This is a genomic window from Amycolatopsis sp. cmx-4-83 (genome assembly GCF_046548815.1).
Classification (GTDB): Bacteria; Actinomycetota; Actinomycetes; order Mycobacteriales; family Pseudonocardiaceae; genus Amycolatopsis; species Amycolatopsis pretoriensis_A.
The window spans coordinates 93,481-114,488 of record NZ_JAEBEF010000008.1 but is presented as its reverse complement, the minus strand read 5'-3'; the positions used below and the strand labels follow the sequence as shown (position 1 = coordinate 114,488).

Genomic DNA, 21,008 nt, shown 5'->3' with positions numbered 1-21,008 from the left:
GGAGCCCCTGACCTTGCCCTCGGTGCACGCTCTGTGGTCGCCGGGCCGCGGCCTGCTGCTCTGGGCGGAGCGGGACCGGGTCCCCGCCGGCACGTCGAGCCGGTCGGCGCGGATCGCCCTGGCCCACCCCTTCGCCGTCTCCAGCGCGAACCTCACCGCGCTGCACCCCGGCAAGCCCACCTCGGTGACGCTGCTGCTGCCGTCGCGGGCGAACCGGCCCCTGGCCTCCTCCGAAGCGGTTCCCCGGCGGGCACCCTCGTTGCGGCCCTGGTCGGTGCCCGCGCTGGTCGTGGACCCCGCCGAGCTGGACGACCTCGACGACGCGGCCTCGTACGGCACGTCGGTCACCTACCTGCGAGCGGTCGCTCGCCTGGCCGCGGACCTGGTGGGGCGCGGGCGCGTGCTGCCGACGCTGGTCCGCCAGGGCGACGCGGCGGAGGCCCGGTGGCGCCCGGTGCTCCAGGGCGTGGACTCCGTCGCGTTCGACGCGCTCGTCGCGGCCATGCCGCCGGTCGGGCGCGCCGAGGAGATCGCGCCGCTCACCGGGGCCTCGCCCCGCGCGCTCGTCACCGACGCCCTCCACACCCTGGTCGACACGGCGGTCCGGGACCGGCTCGCGCGGGCGGAGCCGCCCGTCGACCTGCGCGGGGGCCGGGACGCGGCCGGGGTGTGGCTGGCCGCCCTGCAGGGCGGCGCCGCCCGCGTCGAGCTGCCGCTGGGCGAACTGGGGGTCCTGGCCGACGCCGTCGCGAAGTGGGACCAGGTCGCCGACACCGACGTCGTCGACGGCCGCGCGTGCTTCCGGCTGGCCGAAGTCGGCACCCTGCGGCGGCCGGCCGAGGACGATCCCGACGACCAGACCGGCGACAGCACCAAGTGGCAGCTGCAGTTCCTCCTGCGGGCGATGGCCGATCCGAGCCTGCTGCTGTCGGCGGGGCAGATCTGGTCGGGCGAGGCGCACGGGCTGGTCCGGGACCCGAAGGGGCTGTTCACCGCCGAGCTGGGCCGGGCCGCGCTGGTGGAACCGATGCTGGCGCCGGCGTTGCGCCGGACCCGCCCGGCCGAGTACGACCTGACCTTCGAGGAAGCCGAGCGGTTCCTCACCTCGGGCGCGAACCGGCTGATCGAGGCCGGCTTCGAAGTGCAGCTCCCGGCCACCTGGGACGGACGGCGCCGGCTCGGGCTGCGGCTGTCGGTCCGCAGCACGCCGTCCGAGCAGGTCGTCACGCGCAGCCGGGTGGGCCGCGACGAGCTGGCCGCGTTCCGCTGGACGATCGCGGTGGGCGACGACGAAATCGGCGAGGAAGAGCTGGCCCGGCTGGTCGCGGCGAAGACGCAGCTGGTGCGGCTGCGGGGCCGGTGGATCAGCGTCGACGCCGACCGGCTCCGCGCCGGGCTCGAGTTCCTGCGCCGCGACCCGCACCGCCTCGCCGCGCGCCCCACCGCGGCCGAGCTGCTCGAACTCGTCCACCTCGGGACCGAGACGCCGCTCCCGGTCACCGGCGTCAGCGCCGACGGCTGGGTCGGGGACGTCCTGGCCGAGCGGGTCGACCAGCGCCTGCGGCCGGTCGGGCTGCCGCCGTCGTTCCGCGCCACCCTGCGCCCCTACCAGCAGCGGGGCGTCGCCTGGCTGGCGTTCATGGCGGCGCTGGGGCTCGGTGCGTGCCTGGCCGACGACATGGGCCTGGGCAAGACCGTCCAGACGCTGGCACTGGAAGCCGTCGAGCGGGCGGACGGCGAGCGCCGTCCGACGCTGGTGCTGTGCCCGATGTCGCTGGTCGGCATGTGGCAGCGGGAGGCGGAGAACTTCGCCCCCGGCCTGCGCGTCCTCGCCCACCACGGCAGCGCCCGCGCGCACGGGGACGACCTCGCCGGGCGGGTCGCCGCGGCCGACCTCGTCGTCACGACCTACGCAACGGCCGCCCGTGACGCCGGCGAGCTCGAGCAGTTCGCCTGGCGGCGGCTGGTGCTCGACGAAGCGCACGCCATCAAGAACGCCGACACCGCGACGGCCAAGGCGGTGCGGCGGTTCACCGCGGAGCACCGGCTCGCGCTGACCGGCACCCCGGTCGAGAACCGGCTGGCGGACCTGTGGTCGGTGCTGGACCTGCTCAACCCCGGGCTGCTCGGCACCAGGTTCGAGTTCCGCCGTCGGTTCGCGGCCCCGATCGAGCGCGGCGGGGACACCGCCGTGGCCGCCGAACTGCGCCGGCTCACGCAGCCGTACCTGCTGCGCCGGGTGAAGACGGACCCCGCGATCGTCCCCGAACTCCCGGAAAAGCTCGAAATCCGGCAGGAATACCGGCTCACCCGCGAACAGGGCACGCTGTACCGCGCGATCGTCGACGAGATGATGACGAAGATCGCGAACAGCCAGGGCATCAAGCGCCGCGGCAACATCCTCGCCGCGATCACGAAGCTCAAGCAGGTCTGCAACCACCCCGCGCACCTGCTGCACGACGGTTCCCCGATCGGCCACCGCTCCGGCAAGGTCAGCCGCCTCGAAGAGATCCTGGGCGAAATCCTGGCGTCGGGCGACCGGGCGCTGTGCTTCACGCAGTACACCGAATTCGGCCACCTGCTCGTGCCCCACCTGTCGGACCGGCTCGGCACCGAAGTCGAGTTCCTGCACGGTTGCCTGGCCAAGGGGGCGCGAGACGCGATCGTCGACCGCTTCCAGTCCGACGACGGCCCGCGGATTTTGCTGCTGTCGCTCAAAGCGGGTGGTTCGGGGCTCACGCTGACCGCCGCCAGCCAGGTCCTGCACCTGGACCGCTGGTGGAACCCGGCGGTGGAGAACCAGGCCACCGACCGGGCGTTCCGGATCGGGCAGGGACGCAACGTCCAGGTCCGGAAGTTCGTCTGCCCGGGCACCATCGAGGACCGCATCGACATCTTGATCACGAGGAAGCGCGCGCTCGCGGGAATGGTGGTGGGCGAAGGCGAAAGCTGGCTCACCGAGCTGTCCACCGACGCGCTGCGCGGGGTGCTCACGCTGGGGGAGGAGGCGATGGATGACTGACCCGCTCCCGTGGTGGCCGACCCGCTTCATCCGGGCGCTGACAGCGATCGGCGTCCTCATGCCCGCACCCGGCCAGGGTCGCGTCGTGTCCTTGTCGGTCGGCGCCGGGCGAGTCGACGCCGAGGTCGAAGACAGCGGTGCTCACCAGGTGCGGATCAGCCTGACGGCGTTCGGAAAATCGGACTGGGCGGCGATCACGCACGCCCTGGCGGCGAAGGCGTCGACCACGGTCCAGCTCCTCAGCGGCGAGCTGCCCCGCGACGTCGAGCAGATCTGCAAAGCGCTCCGGCTGCCGTTGTTCCCGTCCTCGGCGCGGGAGGTGTCCCTGGACTGCACGTGCCCGGCCGCCGAAGTTCCGTGCGGCCACCTGAACGCCGTGTTCTCGGCGCTGGTGGCACGGGTCGCCGAGGACCCGTTCACCGTTCTCGCTTTGCGGGGCCGGAATCGCGAGAACCTGGTGGAGGAGCTGAAGAACCGGCTCATCTCCGCCGAGCCGCTCGACCCCGACGACGGTTCTCCGCCGCTGACCGAAGTGATGGACACGTTCTTCGACAGCGGTCAGGCCCCGGGCCTGGCCGGCACGACCCCGTTGCAGGGCCCGCAAACGTCGTCCGACGCGCTGCTGAACCAGGCCCCGCCCTTCACGATCACCGCGGGCGGCCAAGACGTGGCCGAGCTGCTCCGGCCGGTGTACCGGGCCCTCACCGGAGAGCCCGGCCCTCCGCTGTGAGCACTTCCAAGGCGTCGAACACGCGGATGTGCCCGGGCGGCCGGGCGGCGCAGGTCAACGGCCGGTCGACGGTCACGAGCCGTTCGCGGAGCAGGACCGTGCACTCGGGCCGGGTCAGCGTCACGCGCCAGACACCTTCGTCCTCACTGGCACAGGCCACCGGGTTCAGGTCGTCCACGCCCGTCGCGCCGGTGGCGGCGCGCGCGTGGTGCTGGGCCGCTTGGACGACCGGGGGCACCGACGACCGCCCGCGCAGGGTGTCCGGGGCGAGCGTTCCCCGCGCGTAGCCGCGCACGAGGGAAACCGCTTCGGCCGGTCCGACGCCCCCGAACGTGAACCCGTGGGGCAGCAGCACGACGGCCGGGGCGAACCGGCACCCGCCGATGTGGCTGCACTCCCAGGTGCCTTCGGGGTCGGCCGCGGCCAGCGCCGCCGCGAGCGGGCGGCCGCGGACCGCGCAGCAGGTGTCGTGCTTGCCGTGCGCGCAGACCAGCGTCAGCGGCCGAGCCGACCGGTGCCCGGCCAGGTCTCCCACGGCGGCGAGCTCGGCGTCGCCGCGGTATTCGCCGGTCCGGATCTCCTCGTGGCCGGGGCGGGCGTCGACGCGGAACCACCGGCGCGGGGCGTCCCCGCGCGGGGTGCGGCGTCCCGGCCGCCGGATCAGCACGATCCGGCCGCGGGTCCGGCCCGCCCAGCGGGTGAGCGCCGCGAGTACGTCCGCGTCGAACACGGCGAGGGCGTTGCGTTCCCACGGGCCCGCGTGCTCGATCAGCAGCCACCGGTCCGCCGGGGGCGCCGTGCCTTCGCGGGCGTCGCCGCCGGCGTCGGCGAGGTCCGCGCAGCGCGGCGGTCCGGTGAGCGGGGCGCGGGTCATGGCGTGCAGGCTACGAGCACGCCTTCCCGCAGCAGCCGCCGGACGAGTACGAGCTGGTCCGCTTCGGACAGCTCCGGGAGCGCGCCGACGCGCCGGGGCTGCCCGTCGAGGACCGCGCGCAGGGCGGCGGCGGTGGACGCCGGGAGCGTGATCCGGCGGTCGGCCAGCTCCAGCGCGACCCGCCCGTCCTCGGTGTCCTGCACGCGGTGGCGCAGGCCGTGCCGGCGGCGCACGGTGTCGCCGGGGGTGAGCTCGTGGGCGAACCGCGCGGCGGCGATCGGGCCGACGGGCTCCGGCCGCCCGCCCGGCCACACGCGGGCGCGGACGTGGCGGGCGACGTCGTCGGGCGTGACGCGGGTCAGCGCGTCGGCCAGCGCCGTCCGCACCGCGTCGAGGTCGGCGGTGAGATCGGCGGGCTCGGCGACGTCGACCCCCAGCGGCAGGGAGGTGCGCAGCCGCTCGTCGGAGGCGACGAGGGCGGCGAGCGCCTCGACCAGGGCGTACCGGGTGACCACGTGGACGCCGATGGTCAGGTGGGCGGAGACGTCGCCGAGGGCGGTGGCCGAGTGCAGCCAGCCGCGCGGGAGGTACAGGACGTCGCCGGGCTCGAGCACCCGGTCGATCGCCGGGACGTCGTCGCGCGCGCGGGCGGCGACGGCTTCCGCCCGCTCCGCCCACGGCTGGCTGCGCAGCGGGGCTTCGTGGACGGGGGCGTGCACCCGCCAGTGCTTGCGGCCGGCCAGCTGCAGGACGAACACGTCGTGCACGTCGTAGTGCGCGGAAAAGCCCTGCGAGGACGGGGGAGTGATGTAGGCGTTGGCCTGGACCGGGTGGCCGAGCTCGCCGGTCAGGGAGACCGCGAGGTCCGCGATGGCCGGCCAGGTGCGGTGCAGGCCCTGCAGCACGATCGTGCTGCCGTCGCCGAAGAGTGCGGCCACCTGGTCGTCGCGGACCTGGTCACCGATCTCCGCGCCGACGCCGCCACCACCGGTGAACGACCCGGAGTCGAGCACCGCGCCGTCGCGGGCGAGGCGCAGGAACGGCGTGCGCAGGCCGCGGCGCGAGAGCAGTTCGTCGACGCCGTCGAGGTCGAGCAGGTCGGGGAAACCGGTCGCGCCCGCTCCGGCCCGCACGAGCGGCTCGCGGCCCCAGTGCCGCGCCGCGAAGCCCTCGACGTCCGGCCCGACCAGCCGCCGCAGCGTGGGGCGAGCACCCGCCGGCACCGAGAACGCGGGGTCCCCGGTGCCGGCGACGGGCTCGCCGAGATCAGCGTGCGCCACTGTCCGCGCCGCCGTCGGCTCCGCCGTCGTGCTGGCCGGGCGTGCCTTCGCCCGCGCCGGAGTCGGCCGGGCCCTCGGCGCCGCTGTCCGCGCCGCCGTCGGCCCCGCCGTCGTGCTGGCCCGGGGTGCCTTCACCGGCGCCGGAGTCGGCCGGGCCCTCGGGCCCGCCACCGGAAGTCGTGGAGATGTCGTCGTCGTTCAAGCTCACGTCGGTTCCTCTCGCTCGTCCCGGCCGGACGCCGGGGTGACCGGTTACCCCGCCGGGCCGCCGGTCATGCACGCGACGTCCGATGTGGACTTCGCCGGTGCCGTGGGCGTGAGCCGCGGATTAGCGGGTACCCGCGAGGATGACTTCCGTTTCGCGCACCTTCACCGTCGACCCCGCTCCGGACGTCGTCGTCCCGTACCTGGCCGACTTCGGCCACGCCGAGGCGTGGGACCCCGGCACGGAAAGCTGCACCCGCGAGGACACCGGCCCGGTCGGGGTGGGCTCCTCGTGGCACAACACCTCGAAGATCGCGGGGATCAGCACCGAGCTGACCTACACGCTGGAGCAGCTCACGGCCGACCGCGTCGTGCTGGTGGGGCGCAACGACACCGCGACGTCCACCGAGACGATCGAGGTCCGCCCCAGCGGGTCGGGCTCGAGCATCACCTACACCAACGAGCTGCAGTTCAAGGGAGCGGCCAAGCTGGCGGCACCGCTGGGCAAGGTGGTGTTCGAGAAGCTCGGCAACGACACCGAGCGCCGGCTCACCGAGGTCCTCAACGGCCTGGGACGCTAGCTAGCCGTCGAGAGCCCGGTCCAGGTTGATCGCCGAGCTGATCAGGGACAGGTGGGTGAACGCCTGCGGGAAGTTGCCCAGCTGGTCGCCGGTCAGGCCGATCTGCTCCGCGTAGAGGCCGACGTGGTTGGCGTAGGTGAACACCTTCTCCAGCGCCAGCCGCGCCTCCTCGACGCGGCCGCTGCGCGCGAGGGCCTCGACGTACCAGAACGAGCAGATCGAGAACGTCCCTTCGTCGCCGTCCACGCCGTCGGGCGCCTGCTCCGGGTCGTAGCGGAACACCAGGCTGTCGACCACCAGCGTGCGCTCGATCGCCCGCAGCGTCGAAGTGAACCGCGGGTCCGTCGGGACGCAGAACTTCACCAGCGGCATCAGCAGCAGTGACGCGTCCGGCACGAACTCGCCGTACTGGCGCGAAAAGCTTTCGTCGGACGCGCTCCAGCCGCGCGTCTGGATCTGCTCGTGGATTTCGTCGCGGACGCTCGTCCAGCGCGCGAGGTCGGCTGGCAGGCCGCGGCGGCGGGCCACGCGGACCATGCGCTCGATCGCCACCCAGCACATCAGCCGGGAGAACGTGTGGTCCTGGCGGCCCGCGCGGGTCTCCCAGATGCCCTGGTCGGGCTGGTCCCAGTGGTCGAGCAGCCAGTCGAGCACCCGGGTCAGGTCGCGCCACGCCTCGTACGAGATCCCGGCGCCGTGCTTGTCGAACAGGTAGACCGAGTCGATCAGCTCGCCGTAGATGTCCAGCTGGAGCTGGGTGCCCGCCGCGTTGCCGATCCGGACCGGCGCCGAGCCGCGGTAGCCCTCCCAGTGGCCGAGCACCTCCTCCTCGCGCGCCGGTTCGCCGTCGATCGTGTACATCACCCGCAGCGGGCCGAGGTCGCCGTCGCCGCCGCCCTCGATGCGGCCGGTGAGCCAGCCGAAGAAGTCCTCGGCCTCGGTGGTGAAACCCAGGCGCAGCAACGCGTACAGCGAGAACGCGGCGTCCCGGATCCACACGTGCCGGTAGTCCCAGTTGCGCTCGCCACCCACCTGCTCCGGCAGCCCGCACGTCGGCGCGGCGATGATCGCGCCGGACGGCTCGTGCGTCAGCAGCTTCAGCAGCAGCGCCGACCGGTGCACCATCTCGCGCCAGCGGCCGGTGTAGGTGGACCGGCCGAGCCAGGACCGCCAGAACGCCGCGGTCGCGCGGAACAGCTCCTCGACCTCGTCGCCGAGGTCACCGTGTGGGCCAGCGGGCGCTTCGCCGTCCAGCACCTCCAGCACGAACAGCGCGGTCTCGCCGGGTCCGAGCTCGAACTCGCCGGTGACGCCGCCGTCGTCCGCCTTCAGCGGCACCGGCGTCCGCAGCCCGAGCCGCAGGCCGGCGCCCTCGAACAGCACGCCGTCATCGGTGGATTCCGTCCGGTGCGCCGCCCGCGCGTAGTCGAACCGCGGCCGGACGTCGGTGGCGAGCCGGATGCGGCCGCGGACGTTGACGACCCGGCGCACCAGCCGCTGCCGGTGCCCGGGGTCGCGCGGGCGCAGGACCGGCATGAAGTCCTGCACCTCGACGATGCCGTCCTCGGTCAGGAAGCGGGTGATGAGGATGTTGGAGTCGGGGATGTAGAACTGGTGGCGGTTGGTCACCTCGCACACCGGGTGCAGGCCCCAGTGGCCGCCGTCGTCGGCGTCGAGCAGCGCGCCGAACACGCTCGGCGAATCGAACCGGGGCGCGCAGAACCAATCGATCCGGCCGTCGGTGCCGACGACGGCGGCGGTGCGCAGGTCGCCGATCAGCCCGTGCTCGGCGATCGGCGGGTACCGCTCGCTCATCCGCCCGGCTTCCCGCCGAGCAGGCGGTCCGCGTCCGCCGGTCCCCACGAGCCCCGCGCGTACCGCTGGGTCGCGGGCGGCGCGTCGAGCAGGGGCGCGCACACCTCCCACAGCCGTTCGACCTCGTCGGCACCGGTGAACCACGACCGGTCGCCCTGCATGGCTTCGAGCAGCAGGCGCGCGTACGGCTCGCCTTCGTCCTCGTCGGTGAGGTCGACGTGCAGCGAGCCCGCGGCGACCTCGGCGCGGGTCTCCGCCATGGCCTTGCCGGTGCGCAGGAAGAACGGCACGCCACGCCAGCGGTCGTCGTCCACGAAGGCTTCCAGCGCGACGAACGTTTCGCGGTCGGAACCGAGGTCGACGTCGTCTTCTTCGCGGTAGCCCTCGTACTGGCCGAACACCGCCCGCCCGGGATCGAAGGGGCGCAGCGCGCGGAAGACGTCCAGCTTCTCCTGGCCCGGCGCCGCCGCGAGCACGCCCAGGACCTGGCAGAGGTGCGTGGGCACCATGTCCCGGAAGGTGCCGGTGGCCTCCATGAACGACCCGCGGCCCTCGATGCCGATCTCCTCGGGCACGTCGATCCGCACCGAGGAGGCGTCCGGGACGACGCCGGCCAGTTCACGCACGGCCGTCTTGCCCAGGAAGTGGTCGATCCGGAACACGCGGTCCTCGGGGAACACCCCGCGTACGGTCTCGTTCAGCTCCTTCGCCGACGCGAGGTCGTGGCCGAACGGCTTCTCCAGGATCAGCCGCGCGTCCTCGGCCAGGCCGGTGTCGCCGAACATCCGCACCATCGGGCCCATCGCGGCGGGCGGGACCGAGAGGTAGAGCAGCGTCCGGCTGCCGTCGCCGAGCTCAGCGCGGGCTTCCCGGACGGCCGCCGCGAGCTCGGCGCCGTCGTCGCTGTCGGAGACCACGAACGAAACGCGGTCTTCGAACCCGCTGATGGCGTCACCGAGGCTCTCGCGGAACTCGTCGTCGCTGCCGGGGGAGTGCCGCCCGGACCCGAGCACGCGGAAGCCGTCGGGCAGCAGGCCTTCCCGGTGCAGCCGGCCGAGGCCGGGGAACAGCATGCGCCGGGCCAGGTCCCCGGTGGCCCCGAAAACCACCAGGACGTGCGGCGGGACGGCGGACATGGCGCACCTCCGATCGAAGGGGTGGGCGACGTCGGCCGCCGCGGCGAAGACGATCTCGACCCTAGGCGCCGGGAAAACCGGCCGCACGCCGAGCGTCATGCGCCCGGGTGGTCCAGGTCGGAGACGGTGCAGCCGGCCAGCCGGTCGCCGGCGTCCCGGGCGTGCGCCGCGCACAGCCGGCCGGTGACGCCGTCTTCGTCGGTGACGACCGCGGTGGCCGGCTCCGTGCAGGGGGTGCGGAGCCGGTCGTAGTCCCATTCGCCGGCGCAGCCGGGGTGGGTGCACCAGGCGCGGTCCCCGCTCGCGCGCAGCGTGACGCCGTGGGCCGGGCAGACGCCCCACGGGACGTCGCACAGGCCGGGGTCGCGCGACACCCGGACCCGGGCCAGGTTTTCGGCCGTCCGGACGACTTCGTCGGTGTAGTCGCTCAGGTCGTGGGTCGCCTTCGCGATGGGCCGGGCGAGCCGCTGCAGGCTGCCGTCGGGCGCGGTCTCCAGCCGGGCGGCCACTTCCGCGGTCCGCGCCGCGAGCGCTTCCGCGTCGGCGGCCAGCGCCCGCAGCTCGGCCGGCAGGGGCTCGGGCGTGATCGGCTCAGGCATGCTCGTCCTCGGTCGTGCTGGTCGGTGAGCGGACTGCGCTGGTACCCCGTACCCGCTGTCCCCAACCATGGGGGCTCCGGCGGCGCACCGGGCGTCAGCGCCGGTCGTCCAGCCGAGCGCGCAGTGCCTGGCCGAACCCAGCGAACACCGGTTCCGGACCCGGGAGCGGCGGCCGGCCGCCGATGGTGGCGACCAGCTGCCAGTACCGCGTCACGCGCGGATCGTGGTGCAGGCCGGTGGTGTCGCCGTCGGCGCGCTGGGCCGCCTGTCAGGTCCATTTCCCGCGGGGGCGATTTCCGGTTCGCGCACCCGGATGTGCACCTCGAGGACTGAGTCTCCTCTCGGCGGAGACTCAACCCGGGGGCAGCGCGTCAGTACCGGGGGAACCAGTACTGATCCAGGTTTCCGGTGGCGTCCCACTGGATGATCGGCACATCGGGGTCGGGCAGCCCGCCCGAGACGGCGGCGTACTTGCCCGTGCCGAAGTTGTGCAGCAACCACCGCACGCCGGAACCCAGCTGGACGGGCACCGGGTCCCAGAACTGCCCCAGCTGACCGCCGCACGGCCAGATGATCAGCTGAACACCGCGTTGCGTGGTGTCGTGGGGGACCGCGAGACAGAAGCGAGGATCTTTGGCGCTCCGGAATTCGGAGTAGATCTCGGCCCCGGAGTAGTCGACCTCCAGCCAGTACTGGTCGATGTTGCCGTTGCAGCCCCACTGGATGACGGGTGTCCCACCGGTCATGACGCCGCCGGACACGGCCATGCACTTGCCGGTCTTGGCGTTGACCCAGGTGAAGGCACCCGGAACAGCGGCGGATGCCGTCGCCGCGCCGCCGAGCACGGCGGAGGCCACGAGGCCGGCGACCGCGACGATCGACGCGATCCGTCGCCGGGTGCTCAGCATTCTTCCCACGCGGGAAAGACGTCTTCCGTGGTTGTCCATGAATTGACTCCCCTTCGGTGCGGCGGTGCCGGTCCGGATGTGGTCATCCGCGGACACGCCCACTGCGGGGATGCGGTTGAACCCCGGACGACCGGTTCACTCGATTGGCCCCGGCCCGATCACGCCTTGACGGCGTCCGTCTGCAAGGTGAGGTAGACGGCGCGCACGGCGAGGGTGCGCTCGATTTCGTCGATGATCGGGGCGAAGAACTGCTTGCGGTGCTCGGTGTCGCTCATCGACGTGACGGCGAAGTACATGCTGCCGAACCCGGCGAGCAGGGTCGCGTTGCGCAGCAGGGCGACCGGGACGCCGGGCAGCAGCGGTGAGATCGCCGGTGTGGTGCCGATCCACTGCTCGGCCGCGGTGGGCGTCACGATGATCACGCCGAGGAGGACGAAGAAGGCGAACAGGGCGAGGCCGATGACCGCGGCCTGGACGAGCTGGCGGGTGGCGAGCATCAGCAGCAGGTTGCGCTTCTGACGTCCGTTGAGACTGACCGCGCGGACGGGGGCGTCGAGGGTGACGGCGGCGAGCGGGGTCCCGGCGCAGGCGGCGGTGAGCATGGGCGGGCTGAAGTCCTGTTCGACGCGGCCGATTTCCTCGCGGAGACGGGCGGCCGCGGCGAGGACGGTGACCGCGCCGAAGAGGGCGACGACCAGCGCGAGGCGCCACCAGGCGAGCTGGTTCATCAGCTGCCAGAGCTCGCCGGTGAAGAAGAGGAACAGGGTGACGAACAGCAGCACCGGCAGGGCCCGGCCGAGGACCTGGACGCTGTTGCGGAGATCGGTGACCGCCTGCTTGATGCCCTGGCGCAGGAGGGTGCCGAAGCCGTAGGTGGTGGCGACGTAGGTGGCCGCGAAGACGGCGGCGAAGAACACGAGGAACGCCAGAACGCCCAGCGCGCGGGCGCCGGGGAGGGTGATGGCGCCGTCGAAGGCGAGCTGCAGCAGCGGGACGGCGATCGGCATCGCGGCGTAGCCGATCAGGATGGCGATGGTCGTGGCGCGGGAGAAGCGGGGGAGGCGCCGGACGAACAGGGAGATCGTCACCCAGGCCGCGACGGTCACCGCGACGACGACACCGAGCAGAACCCACCGGCCGGAGCCCGCGGTCTTGAGCGGGACGAGCCAGGCGAGGCTGGCGAGGGTGACGAAGACGAGCGCGGGCAGCATCCGGGGCAGCACGTGCTCGGTGAAGCCGTACCCGGCGATCATCGTCGGGGTTCCGCGCCGGAGGAACCAGCGTTCGGTCCGCTGGACCCGTGCCTGGGGCGATGACGTCGGCATGGACAGATGATCCCCGGTGGCCCCGCCCGTCGCCCCGGTGCCCCGGCCCGCTAGCTCGAGAACACTTCCAGCTCTTCCGCCGTGAAGTAGTTTTGAAGGACGTCGCTGACCCGCACGAGGTACTTCCCGCGCTTTTCATCCAGGTGAACAACGGTGCCGACACTGCCGGTCATGGTGCGGCCGGTGATGCGGACCGTCTCGCCGATCTTGAAGTCATCCACAACAGGCGACCCTAGCCGGGCGGGCCGACCACGGCATTTTCTCGCCGTCGCGGAGAACGGGTGGAGCACCTGCCGAGCACCATCGGCACGGGGAACCGCGGGCGCGGCATGCGCGGGCGGCACCGGCGACCCCGTCGTCCCCGACGGCCTGCTTCCGTCGTACCGCTGCTTCCCCTCGGTCAAGAAGGAAGGCAGCTGGCCGCTCGGCATCGTCCCGCCCACCGAAGGAAGCCTGGACCGCGAGACCTGGACGCTGCCGACTTCGAGAACCTCCACGTGCGGGCGGGAAGCTCGGTGACGCCGGAATCTTGTACGACGACCCCGAGATCGCGCCTGGCCGAAGCACTGCTGAGCGACGTCGAGATCGAGGCGGTCCGGCTGCCCTGAGGACGGCTCGCGCCGGCCGCGGCCGGGTCGCTCCTGCGGACCCGGCCGCGGCGGCACGGTGGTGGATGGCTATTTCTCCCGCAGCAGGTAGACGTTGCCGTCGCCGTCCGCGTCGCTGTTGAAGATCAGGTCCGTGTCGTTGATGAAGGCGCCGTGCGGGTGCACCGATTCCGAGGACGATGAGCTTCGGTGCTTGAACATCTTCACGGTGTCGACCTTGTCGGTGCCCGGCTTGATGTAATAGTAGTAGATGTACCGCGAATCGTCGGTCCCGCCGTCCCCTTCGATGATCGTCTGGGACGGGTTCATGGCGAAGTGGTTGCTGTAGTCCCGGATGTCGTAGCTGAAGAATCGCTCCTTGCGGATGTTGTAGGTCACCACCTGCTCCGGTGTGTCACCCTGCTTCCGCTGCGCGAAAGCGGCGTCCTTGCCGGTGGACTCCCAGAACGGGTGCACGCCGTGGTCTTCCGGCCCGGTCAGGAGTGTCCGCTTCTTCGTTCCGATGTCGACGAGCCCGATCTCGTTCTTGTCGAGCACGTGGTAGAGGAGGGTGTCCCCGTACACCGGGTTGATCAGCACGTGGTCGACGGTCCCGTCGATCTTCTTGATCGTTTCGAGTTGCCCCGTTTTCACGTCGATGGTGACGAGCGAGGAGCGTTTTTCGTCCTCGTCGTACAGGGACGACACGATCGTCTTCCCGTCCGACGTCAGTGCGACGATCCCCTTGACGTCGTACTTGTCCGGCACGGTGCGGATCTTCTTCTCCTGGTACGGGGCGCGCAGGCCGACGCTGGTGAACGTCCGGTCTTCGACGAAGAACGCCTGCTCGGTCGCGGGTGAGACGTTCGCGTGGTCGCCGTCGATGTGATCGGAATCGGTCAGCTGCACGAACTTGCCGTTGTCGAGCGACATGAGGTACAGGTTCTCGTGCCCGCCGTCCCGCTCCGACATGAACATGACGGAATTGAGCGAGGGTACGTACGGGTTCACGTCGAGGTACATCTTGTTGTCGAGCGATCTGGAAGTGGTGAGCTGGATCACCTCGTAATCGCTGTCAAGGGCCGAAAGGGTCTTCCATTCGGCTTCGAACCGCGTCCCCTTTCCGGCATCGGGCGCGCGTTCGTCTCCGAGAGCGACGCAAGGAAATCCGACCATGATCACCGACACGACAAACGCCAAAGACTTTTTCATTGGGAATAAACCCTTCCTGGGTCGGGTGCGAGAGGAGCACCGTTATCGACTATAGAAATCGTCGTCCCGCTTCACAATGGATCCAACCTCATCCTTTCGGGTGGAGCGGAAGGCTGGCGAACACGGCTGGACTAGCGGAGCTCTTGGTAGAAAATTAAACGTGATGGGGTCATAACGGATTACGATGGCCTCTTGCCGCACACCTTTGATGGCTATAACGTCCGGCTATCCGGGCATTCACGGTGGTCTCCTGCCGACGTGTTCGGTTTTGCGCGGGGCCGGGGAAACCGGGTTCCGGCGCTCTCAGGAGTGGTCACGGGGAGCAGCACCGCGCCGTTCGAAGCCATCACCCGCCACCGGGAGGTCAGCCATGCATGACGTCGACGCGCTGCTGCGCGAATACGACCGCGCCCGCGCCTACACCGACCAGCTGTGGAAGGACCTCAGTCCGGACGAGATCACGTGGCGCCCGCACGAGAACTCCAGCGCGATCGGCTGGCACCTCGGGCACCAGGCGCACGTCGCGCACTTCATGGTCCGCAACCTCACCGCGGCCGAACCCAGCCCCGACCCCGAGCTGGACGGCCTCATGGACTCGGCGAACCCGGAGGAGTTCCGCGGCGCCCTGCCCACGGTCGAGCGGCTCACCGCGTTCCGCCAAACCGTCGCCGAGCGGGTGCACGCCCGCATGTCCGCCATCGCCGGCGGGCGGGTCGGCGCGCCGGGCCAGCTGGCGATCGTCGCGACGCACCTGCTGACCGCCTTGGTCAACCACGAGTACCAGCACGACCAGTGGATCGGCGAAGTCCGCGCGCAGGCCCTCGGGCACGCGCTGCCACCCGACCCCGACACCGGCCAGGTGTGCCGCCTGGACGGCTACCTGGTCCTCGCACCCCTCGGCTGACCGAGCCGGCATGACCGCACCACCGCAGCGTCCCGCTGACCCGGCGGCGCGGGCCGCGGTCGCCTCGGCGGTGCACCTGACCGGCGCGTTCCGGCCAGCCGTGCGCACGGCGGTGGCCGCGGCTCGCCGAAGCGACACCGGCCGAGCTGCGGTCCGGCGTACCGGGCAAGTCGCAAGAGTCTGCGCAGTTCAACAAGGCAATGGAGGCGCCGGTGACAGGGCCCGATCGTGGCTGAGCGGTTGAGCGTCGAGGCGCTGCGGTACGCGCGGGCGGTCGCCGAGACCCAGTCGTTCAGCGCCGCGGCGCGTGCCTACGGTGTCAGCCAGCCGGCGTTGTCGAACGGGATCGCCAAGCTCGAGGAGCGGCTGGGCGGCAAGCTGTTCGACCGGTCCCCGCGCGGGGTGACGCGCACGGAGTTCGGGGCGCGGCTGCTGCCGCTCATCGACCAGGCGCTGGCCGGCCTGGACGCGGTGGCCGCCGAAGCGCGGCGGCTGACCGAGCCGGCCGCCGGGAAGATCCGCATGGGCGTGTCGCCGCTCATCGGCGGGCACCTCGTCGCCCGTGCCTTCAGCGCCGTGCGCGCGCTCCCCACGCCCCGGGATCTCGTGCTGCGCGAGGCCGGCATGGAGAACCTGCGCACCGGGCTGCTCACCGGTGACCTCGACATCATCCTGGTCCCGGCCGTCGCGCCGCTGCCGCGGTTCGAGCACCGCGTCGTCGAGGCCGAGCCGATCGTGGTGGTCGGCTCCGACGTCGACGACCGGCCGCTGGAACTGGGGGAGGCGGGCCGCGAAGAGTTCATCCTGGTCCCGGATTCGTGCGGCCTGACCACGTTCACCACGCAGCTGTTCCAGGAGCACGAACTGCCGTTGCGGGCCTACCCGGACGAAGCCGCGAGTTACCGGGTGCTGGAGGAATGGGCCGGACTCGGCCTGGGAGCGGCGATGCTGCCGCGATCGAAACTCACCTCGGCCGGGGTCCGGCACCGTCCGTTGCTCGCGGCCGGCCGTGCGGTCCGGATCTCCTACGAAGCCGTTTGGAGCGCCGGCACGTCGATGGGCGCGGACCTCGAGCTGCTCGCGGAACGGCTGTCCGTCGCCTGAGGCCTTCCTCGGCCGAAAGTACGAGGCGGGCTCGGCTCAACCGGTGCCGGGGCGCGGCGAGTCCTAACTTCCCGGTATGACTACCGAAACGGTGCGGGAGAACCCGCCGAGCACGATCATCGCCGCCTTCTTCGGCTTCCTGGTGTCCACGGTGTCCGCGATCGCCGGTGGGCTGCTCGTCCTGAGCGCGCGCGACGAAATCGCGGCGGCCTTGCGCCGGGCGAACCCGGCGATGCCGCAAGACCAGCTCGACCGGCTCACCCTGGTCGGGCAGGCCGTCCCGGTCGCGATCGCCGTGGTCATCGCGCTGGTCTACCTGTGGCTGTCGTTCAAGCTCAAGGCCGGCCGCAACTGGGCCCGCGTCACGCTGACCGTCTTCACCTTGCTGCAGGCCGCTTCGCTGCTCACCACCGAACCGTCGTGGGCGGGCTACCTGAGCTGCGGGGTGGCCGTCGTCGCGACCGTGCTCAGCTACCTGGCGCCGTCCAACCGCTACATCGCCGGGATCCGGCGCGCGGGCTGAACCGGATCGCGGGATCATGACGGCCATGCGCAGAGCGGGGGTCCTGGCCCGGCGCGGCATGCTCGGCACCGAGCTCGCGGCGCTGGCCGCGGCGCTCGTCGCCGACGTCGTGCTGGTGCTGCGCGTGCCCGGCGGAAGCAGTGGCTGGGCCGCGCCGCTGACCGGGGTCCTGGCTTCGACCGGGACGGCGATCCCGGTGCTGGCCGTGCTGCGGCGGCGCTTCCCCCGCCACGTCGGCGTGCTGGGGAGCATCGTCGCCGCGCTGTCGGCGATCAGCACGGTCGTGTCGCTCACCGCGCACACCCGGAGCCAGCCGCCGATCGCGGAGATCGTCGCCGCCGGGCTGCTCACGGCGTCGGCCGGCCGCACGCTCGAGCCGAGGCACGCGGCCGCGCTGGCGCCGGCACTCGGTGCGGTGATGATCGCCGCGCCGCTGCTGCGCTACGGCGCCGGCGAGCCGGAGACGCTGCTGGCGGTGGCCGCCGCCGCGTACTGGGGAGCGTGCGTCGGCGTCGGGCTGATCCTGCGGGCGGCGGACGCCAGGCAGCGGGACGCGCTGGACCGGGTGCGCGGCCAGGAACGCCTGCAACTGGCCAGGGAACTGCACGACCTGGTGTCCCACCACGTCAGCGGGATCGTCGTCCGCACGCAGGCCGCCCGCGCGATCGCCGAAGCGAACGCTGACGTCGGCGGGCACGCGGCGGTCTACCGCGAGATCGAGGAGGCCGGCGGTGCGGCGCTGGCCGCCGCGCGCCGGCTGGTCGGGATGTTGCGGGACACCCGGGACGTGACACCGCTTTCCGGCGCCGTGCTCGGCGACGCGGTGCGCGCGGCCGCCGGCTCCACCGCCCGCGTGGCCGTCGCCGAGGAACTGGACCAGCTGCCGGTGCCGTCCCAGGTGGCCACGACCGTCCACCGCGTCGTGACCGAAGCGCTGACCAACGCCCGCCGGCACGCGCCGGCCGCGACCGAGGTGGTCGTCTCCGTTCGCGTCGAGGCCGACGACCTCGTGCTCGAGGTGGTCAACGACGGGGTCCCCGCGACGCCCCGTTCCGCGCCCGGCGGGTTCGGCATCACCGGCATGACCGAGCGGCTGGCCATGCTCGGCGGCAGCCTGACCGCGGGGCCGTCAGCCGGTGGCCGGTGGCGCGTCGCGGCGCGGTTCCCGCTCGCCGGCGAGGATTCGCCGTTCGACGCCTTGCCGAGGGGCCTCTGATGACCATCCGCGTGCTCGTCGCCGACGACCAGGTGCTGGTGCGCACCGGCTTCCGGCTGGTGCTGGACGCCGCGCCGGACATCGAAGTGATCGCCGAAGCCGCCGACGGGGAAAGCGCGGTCCGGCTGGCGCGGCAACTGCGGCCGGACGTCACGCTGATGGACATCCGGATGCCCAAGGTGGACGGTCTGCGGGCCACCGAGCTGCTGGCCGGGCCGGCCGTCGCGCACCCGCTCCGCGTGGTGGTGGTGACGACCTACGACGCGGACGAGAACGTCTACGCCGCCCTGCTCGGCGGGGCCAGCGGGTTCCTGCTCAAGGACGCCGGTCCGCGGCTGCTGGTGGACGCGGTCCGCGCGGCGGCCCACGGCGAGGCGATGGTGTCGCCTTCGGTGACCGTGCGCCTGCTCGCCCGGTTCACCGAGCAGGCGCGGCAGCGCGCGCAGGGGACACCGGGCCTGCTGACCGACCGCGAGTCCGATGTGGTGCTCGCGGTCGCCCGCGGCCGGACCAACGCGGAGATCGCCGACGACCTCCGCGTCTCCCTTTCGACGGTCAAGACGCACCTGGCGAGCGTGCAGCGCAAGCTCGAACTCCGGAACCGCACGGAGATCGCCGTCTGGGCGTGGCAGCGCGGGTTGCTGGGGTGATCCACCACTTGACCGGTGTGCGAAACTCGCCGAGTGTGCGGTCAGCGCGGTGACCATCCCGGCCGGACGGCGAGAAGTGCCGGAGGGGCTGAGGATGGCGGGCCGCAGGGTGGTGCAGGTGGTGCTGGACCAAGCGCTCGCCATGGGCTTGGGGATGCTCGCCGCGCTCGCGGCCGGCCTCGTCGTCATTCCCTTGCTGCGGTGGGGGTTGGTACCGCCGAAAACGATCCTGTGGGCCCCGGCGATCACGTTCTTCGCCGTCGATTACGCGTGTGACGCCGCGATCCACATCTGGGTCCCGCTGCGCCGCGGCGGCGTCACCCCGGGCATGCTGGTGATGGGGCTGCGGGTCGAAACCCTGCGCGGCGGGCGGCCGAAGGCGCGCGCGTACCTGTTCCGGTGGCTCCTGATGACCGTCGACGGGCTGCTGTTCGGACTGGTGGCCGTCGTCAGCATCGTGGTGACCGCGCGGCGGCAGCGGCTCGGCGACCTGGTGGCGCGGACCGTCGTGGTGCGCGCCGGCGTCGAGCACCGCTCCGGATCTCCTCGTACTTTCGGTTGATCCCGGCGCCGGGATCCCGCGCCATACTCCGGGTGATCATTCACCCGGACGAGGGGCGTCATGTGAAAAAGAAAACAGCGACCCGGCTCTTGGCCACCGCCGTCCTGCTCGCGGTTCCGGCGGTCCCCGCGGCCACCGCCGCCGCGGCCATCCCGGACCGCTACACCGGCCAGCAGGTGACGTGGGGAGCGTGCCCGTTCCCGGTCGCCGAAGGGGCGAAGCCGGCCGAATGCGCGGTGATCACCGTGCCGCGGGACTGGGCGAACCCGGATTCCGGGGTGGACCTGAGCGTGTCGATCAGCCGGGTCGCGGCGACGGGGGAGCGGACCGGCGCGCTCTTGGTGAACCCGGGCGGTCCCGGCGGCCAGGGCAGTTCCCTCGCGGGTGCGCTGGCGGGCCTCGAACCGAGCGTGAACGAGCGCTACGACTTCATCGGCATGGATCCCCGCGGCACCGGGCACGAAGGCACCCCGGACACCGGCTTCGTCTGCGAGGTACCGACGGGACGGCTGCCGCAGGGGCCGCTCGACGCGCGTGACCGTTCGGCGACGAGCATCGCCGAGCACCGCAAGACGCCGCGGGCGATCGCGGAAGCGTGCCAGAGCGACGCGATCGCGCCGTTCATCACCACCTGGCAGACCGCGCACGACATGGACCTGATCCGCTCCCTGCTCGGCGACGAGAAGCTCAACTACCTCGGGTACTCCTACGGCACCTGGCTCGGCGCCAAGTACGCGTCGTTGTTCCCGGCCCGCGCGGGCAAGGTCGTGCTCGACTCCAGCGTCGACTTCGAAGGCCGGCTGCAGGCGGACTTCGAGGCGTTCCCGCAGATCGGCCAGCGGCAGACCGACGACGTCTTCGTGCCGTGGCTGGCCCGCCAGTTCCCCGCCCAGCTGGGCGCCACCCCGGCCGAGGTGAAGCAGGAGATCGAGCGGCTGCGCGGGTTCTACGCCGGGCTCGGCGTGGCGCCGGACCAGTTCGACGCCCTGTTCGTGGGCAACGGCAACGAGATCCGGTGGATCCTCGACGCCGCCGTTCTGATCGCCGGAGCCGGCGAGCTCGACGGCAAGCCCGCCCAGGCCCCGGCGGCGCTCGCGCAGCAGCTGGACACCTGGTCCGCGGCCGTGTTCGGCAAGCGGCTGGCGCAGCTGAGCGGCGCCGACGTCGTCGCCGGGCTGGCCGCGGTGGAACCGGACTACCGCAAGGTTTCCGGCACGCGGTACGCGGTGGCGTGCGGCGACCAGCCGACCAGGACCGCCGGCTGGTACAAGAGCTTGTCCGACCGCCAGGGCCCGCGCTACCCGATCTTCGGCTGGGCCTACGGACTGACCGAGCCGTGCGGCTTCTGGTCCGACCGGCCCCGTCAGCTCCTGGCCGGGCTCCCGGCCGAAGCCGCGGCCAACGTCCTGGTGGTCCAAGGCGAGTTCGACCCGCAAACCGGCTACGAGCAAGCACGTTCGGCGGTCCGCACCGCCGGCGTCCCGCTGGTTTCGGTCGACGACGCGGCGTTCCACGGCCAGTACGCGCTGGGCGGCAACCCCTGCGTCGACGGCATGGTCAACGTGTTCCTGACGGCGAACTCCCGGCCGGGTTCGGTCACCTGCCCCGGAGTGCCGCTGCCCGGCGAGGATCGCGTCTTCCCGGTGGCGGGCCCGGTCACCGGCGCGCACGTGGCGACGGCCGCCGCGGCCGAAGCCGGTGATCCCACGTTGCGTGCCGCGGTGCGCCGCAGCATCGGCGAGCTCAACGACGGGCGTTGACGGCCGCCGGACACGG

The 21,008-nt window shown here is 72.3% G+C and carries 20 protein-coding genes; 10 read left to right on the top strand and 10 right to left on the bottom strand.

Going from position 1 to position 21,008, the window contains the following annotated elements:
• Positions 1-13 precede the first annotated feature (13 nt).
• On the top strand, positions 14-3,022 hold the full coding sequence (locus ACLJQM_RS25000; protein WP_410632955.1) for a DEAD/DEAH box helicase: 3,009 nt from the start codon (positions 14-16) through the stop codon (positions 3,020-3,022).
• Positions 3,015-3,752, top strand: a complete 738-nt coding sequence (locus ACLJQM_RS24995) for a hypothetical protein (RefSeq protein WP_410632954.1) — start codon at positions 3,015-3,017, stop codon at positions 3,750-3,752. The genes ACLJQM_RS25000 and ACLJQM_RS24995 overlap by 8 nt, the downstream gene beginning before the upstream one ends.
• Here the strand turns inward: ACLJQM_RS24995 and ACLJQM_RS24990 are convergent.
• Genes ACLJQM_RS24990 through ACLJQM_RS24980 form a run of 3 tightly spaced genes read right to left on the bottom strand, consistent with a single transcriptional unit; the run spans position 3,724 to position 6,114 of the window.
• On the bottom strand, positions 3,724-4,626 hold the full coding sequence (locus ACLJQM_RS24990) for a sucrase ferredoxin (protein WP_410632953.1): 903 nt from the start codon (positions 4,624-4,626) through the stop codon (positions 3,724-3,726). The two genes, ACLJQM_RS24995 and ACLJQM_RS24990, sit on opposite strands and share 29 nt — an antisense overlap.
• Positions 4,623-5,906, bottom strand: a complete 1,284-nt coding sequence (locus ACLJQM_RS24985; RefSeq protein ID WP_410632952.1) for a cupin domain-containing protein — start codon at positions 5,904-5,906, stop codon at positions 4,623-4,625. Before ACLJQM_RS24985 ends, ACLJQM_RS24990 begins: the two co-directional genes overlap by 4 nt.
• Complete coding sequence (locus ACLJQM_RS24980) at positions 5,893-6,114, bottom strand: hypothetical protein (protein ID WP_247023980.1); 222 nt, start codon at positions 6,112-6,114, stop codon at positions 5,893-5,895. The genes ACLJQM_RS24985 and ACLJQM_RS24980 overlap by 14 nt, the downstream gene beginning before the upstream one ends.
• Before the next feature lie 139 nt (positions 6,115-6,253).
• On the opposite strand from ACLJQM_RS24980, the gene ACLJQM_RS24975 reads away from it, so the two are divergent.
• Entirely contained in the window at positions 6,254-6,691 is a 438-nt protein-coding gene (locus ACLJQM_RS24975) for an SRPBCC family protein (protein WP_360784181.1), read from the top strand.
• On the opposite strand, the gene ACLJQM_RS24970 is transcribed toward ACLJQM_RS24975, so the two are convergent.
• The 7 genes from ACLJQM_RS24970 to ACLJQM_RS24940 form a co-directional block, all read right to left on the bottom strand.
• A complete protein-coding gene (locus ACLJQM_RS24970; protein ID WP_410632951.1) occupies positions 6,692-8,506 on the bottom strand; it encodes a glycoside hydrolase family 15 protein in 1,815 nt (604 codons plus the stop codon).
• On the bottom strand, positions 8,503-9,642 hold the full coding sequence (locus ACLJQM_RS24965; protein WP_410632950.1) for a glucose-6-phosphate dehydrogenase: 1,140 nt from the start codon (positions 9,640-9,642) through the stop codon (positions 8,503-8,505). The genes ACLJQM_RS24970 and ACLJQM_RS24965 overlap by 4 nt, the downstream gene beginning before the upstream one ends.
• A gap of 95 nt (positions 9,643-9,737) precedes the next feature.
• Positions 9,738-10,241 carry a hypothetical protein gene (locus ACLJQM_RS24960; protein ID WP_247023978.1) on the bottom strand — a complete coding sequence of 168 codons (504 nt, stop codon included), beginning with the start codon at positions 10,239-10,241 and terminating at the stop codon, positions 9,738-9,740.
• Between the two features lie 371 nt (positions 10,242-10,612).
• Complete coding sequence (locus tag ACLJQM_RS24955; protein WP_410632949.1) at positions 10,613-11,149, bottom strand: RICIN domain-containing protein; 537 nt, start codon at positions 11,147-11,149, stop codon at positions 10,613-10,615.
• Positions 11,150-11,307: 158 nt separating this feature from the next.
• Positions 11,308-12,474, bottom strand: a complete 1,167-nt coding sequence (locus tag ACLJQM_RS24950; RefSeq protein ID WP_410632948.1) for a hypothetical protein — start codon at positions 12,472-12,474, stop codon at positions 11,308-11,310.
• A 50-nt stretch (positions 12,475-12,524) separates the two neighbouring features.
• Entirely contained in the window at positions 12,525-12,695 is a 171-nt protein-coding gene (locus ACLJQM_RS24945; protein WP_410632947.1) for a hypothetical protein, read from the bottom strand.
• A gap of 456 nt (positions 12,696-13,151) precedes the next feature.
• A complete protein-coding gene (locus ACLJQM_RS24940) occupies positions 13,152-14,123 on the bottom strand; it encodes a TolB family protein (protein ID WP_247023974.1) in 972 nt (323 codons plus the stop codon).
• 520 nt (positions 14,124-14,643) lie between these two features.
• Here ACLJQM_RS24940 and ACLJQM_RS24935 point away from each other — a divergent pair.
• The 7 genes from ACLJQM_RS24935 to ACLJQM_RS24905 all read left to right on the top strand — a co-directional run bounded on the left by ACLJQM_RS24935 (position 14,644) and on the right by ACLJQM_RS24905 (position 20,992).
• Positions 14,644-15,177, top strand: coding sequence for a DinB family protein (locus ACLJQM_RS24935; protein WP_410632946.1), 534 nt, complete (start codon positions 14,644-14,646; stop codon positions 15,175-15,177).
• A gap of 228 nt (positions 15,178-15,405) precedes the next feature.
• A complete protein-coding gene (locus tag ACLJQM_RS24930; RefSeq protein ID WP_360784202.1) occupies positions 15,406-16,281 on the top strand; it encodes a LysR family transcriptional regulator in 876 nt (291 codons plus the stop codon).
• 76 nt (positions 16,282-16,357) lie between these two features.
• Entirely contained in the window at positions 16,358-16,804 is a 447-nt protein-coding gene (locus ACLJQM_RS24925; protein WP_410632945.1) for a hypothetical protein, read from the top strand.
• 25 nt (positions 16,805-16,829) lie between these two features.
• Positions 16,830-18,020, top strand: coding sequence for a sensor histidine kinase (locus ACLJQM_RS24920; RefSeq protein ID WP_410632944.1), 1,191 nt, complete (start codon positions 16,830-16,832; stop codon positions 18,018-18,020).
• The gene (locus ACLJQM_RS24915; protein ID WP_247023969.1) at positions 18,020-18,670 is read left to right on the top strand and encodes a response regulator; all 651 of its coding nucleotides are present in this window, start codon (positions 18,020-18,022) and stop codon (positions 18,668-18,670) included. The genes ACLJQM_RS24920 and ACLJQM_RS24915 overlap by 1 nt, the downstream gene beginning before the upstream one ends.
• A 94-nt stretch (positions 18,671-18,764) precedes the next feature.
• Positions 18,765-19,232, top strand: a complete 468-nt coding sequence (locus ACLJQM_RS24910; RefSeq protein ID WP_410632943.1) for an RDD family protein — start codon at positions 18,765-18,767, stop codon at positions 19,230-19,232.
• 62 nt (positions 19,233-19,294) lie between these two features.
• Complete coding sequence (locus tag ACLJQM_RS24905; protein ID WP_410632942.1) at positions 19,295-20,992, top strand: alpha/beta fold hydrolase; 1,698 nt, start codon at positions 19,295-19,297, stop codon at positions 20,990-20,992.
• Positions 20,993-21,008 lie beyond the last annotated feature (16 nt).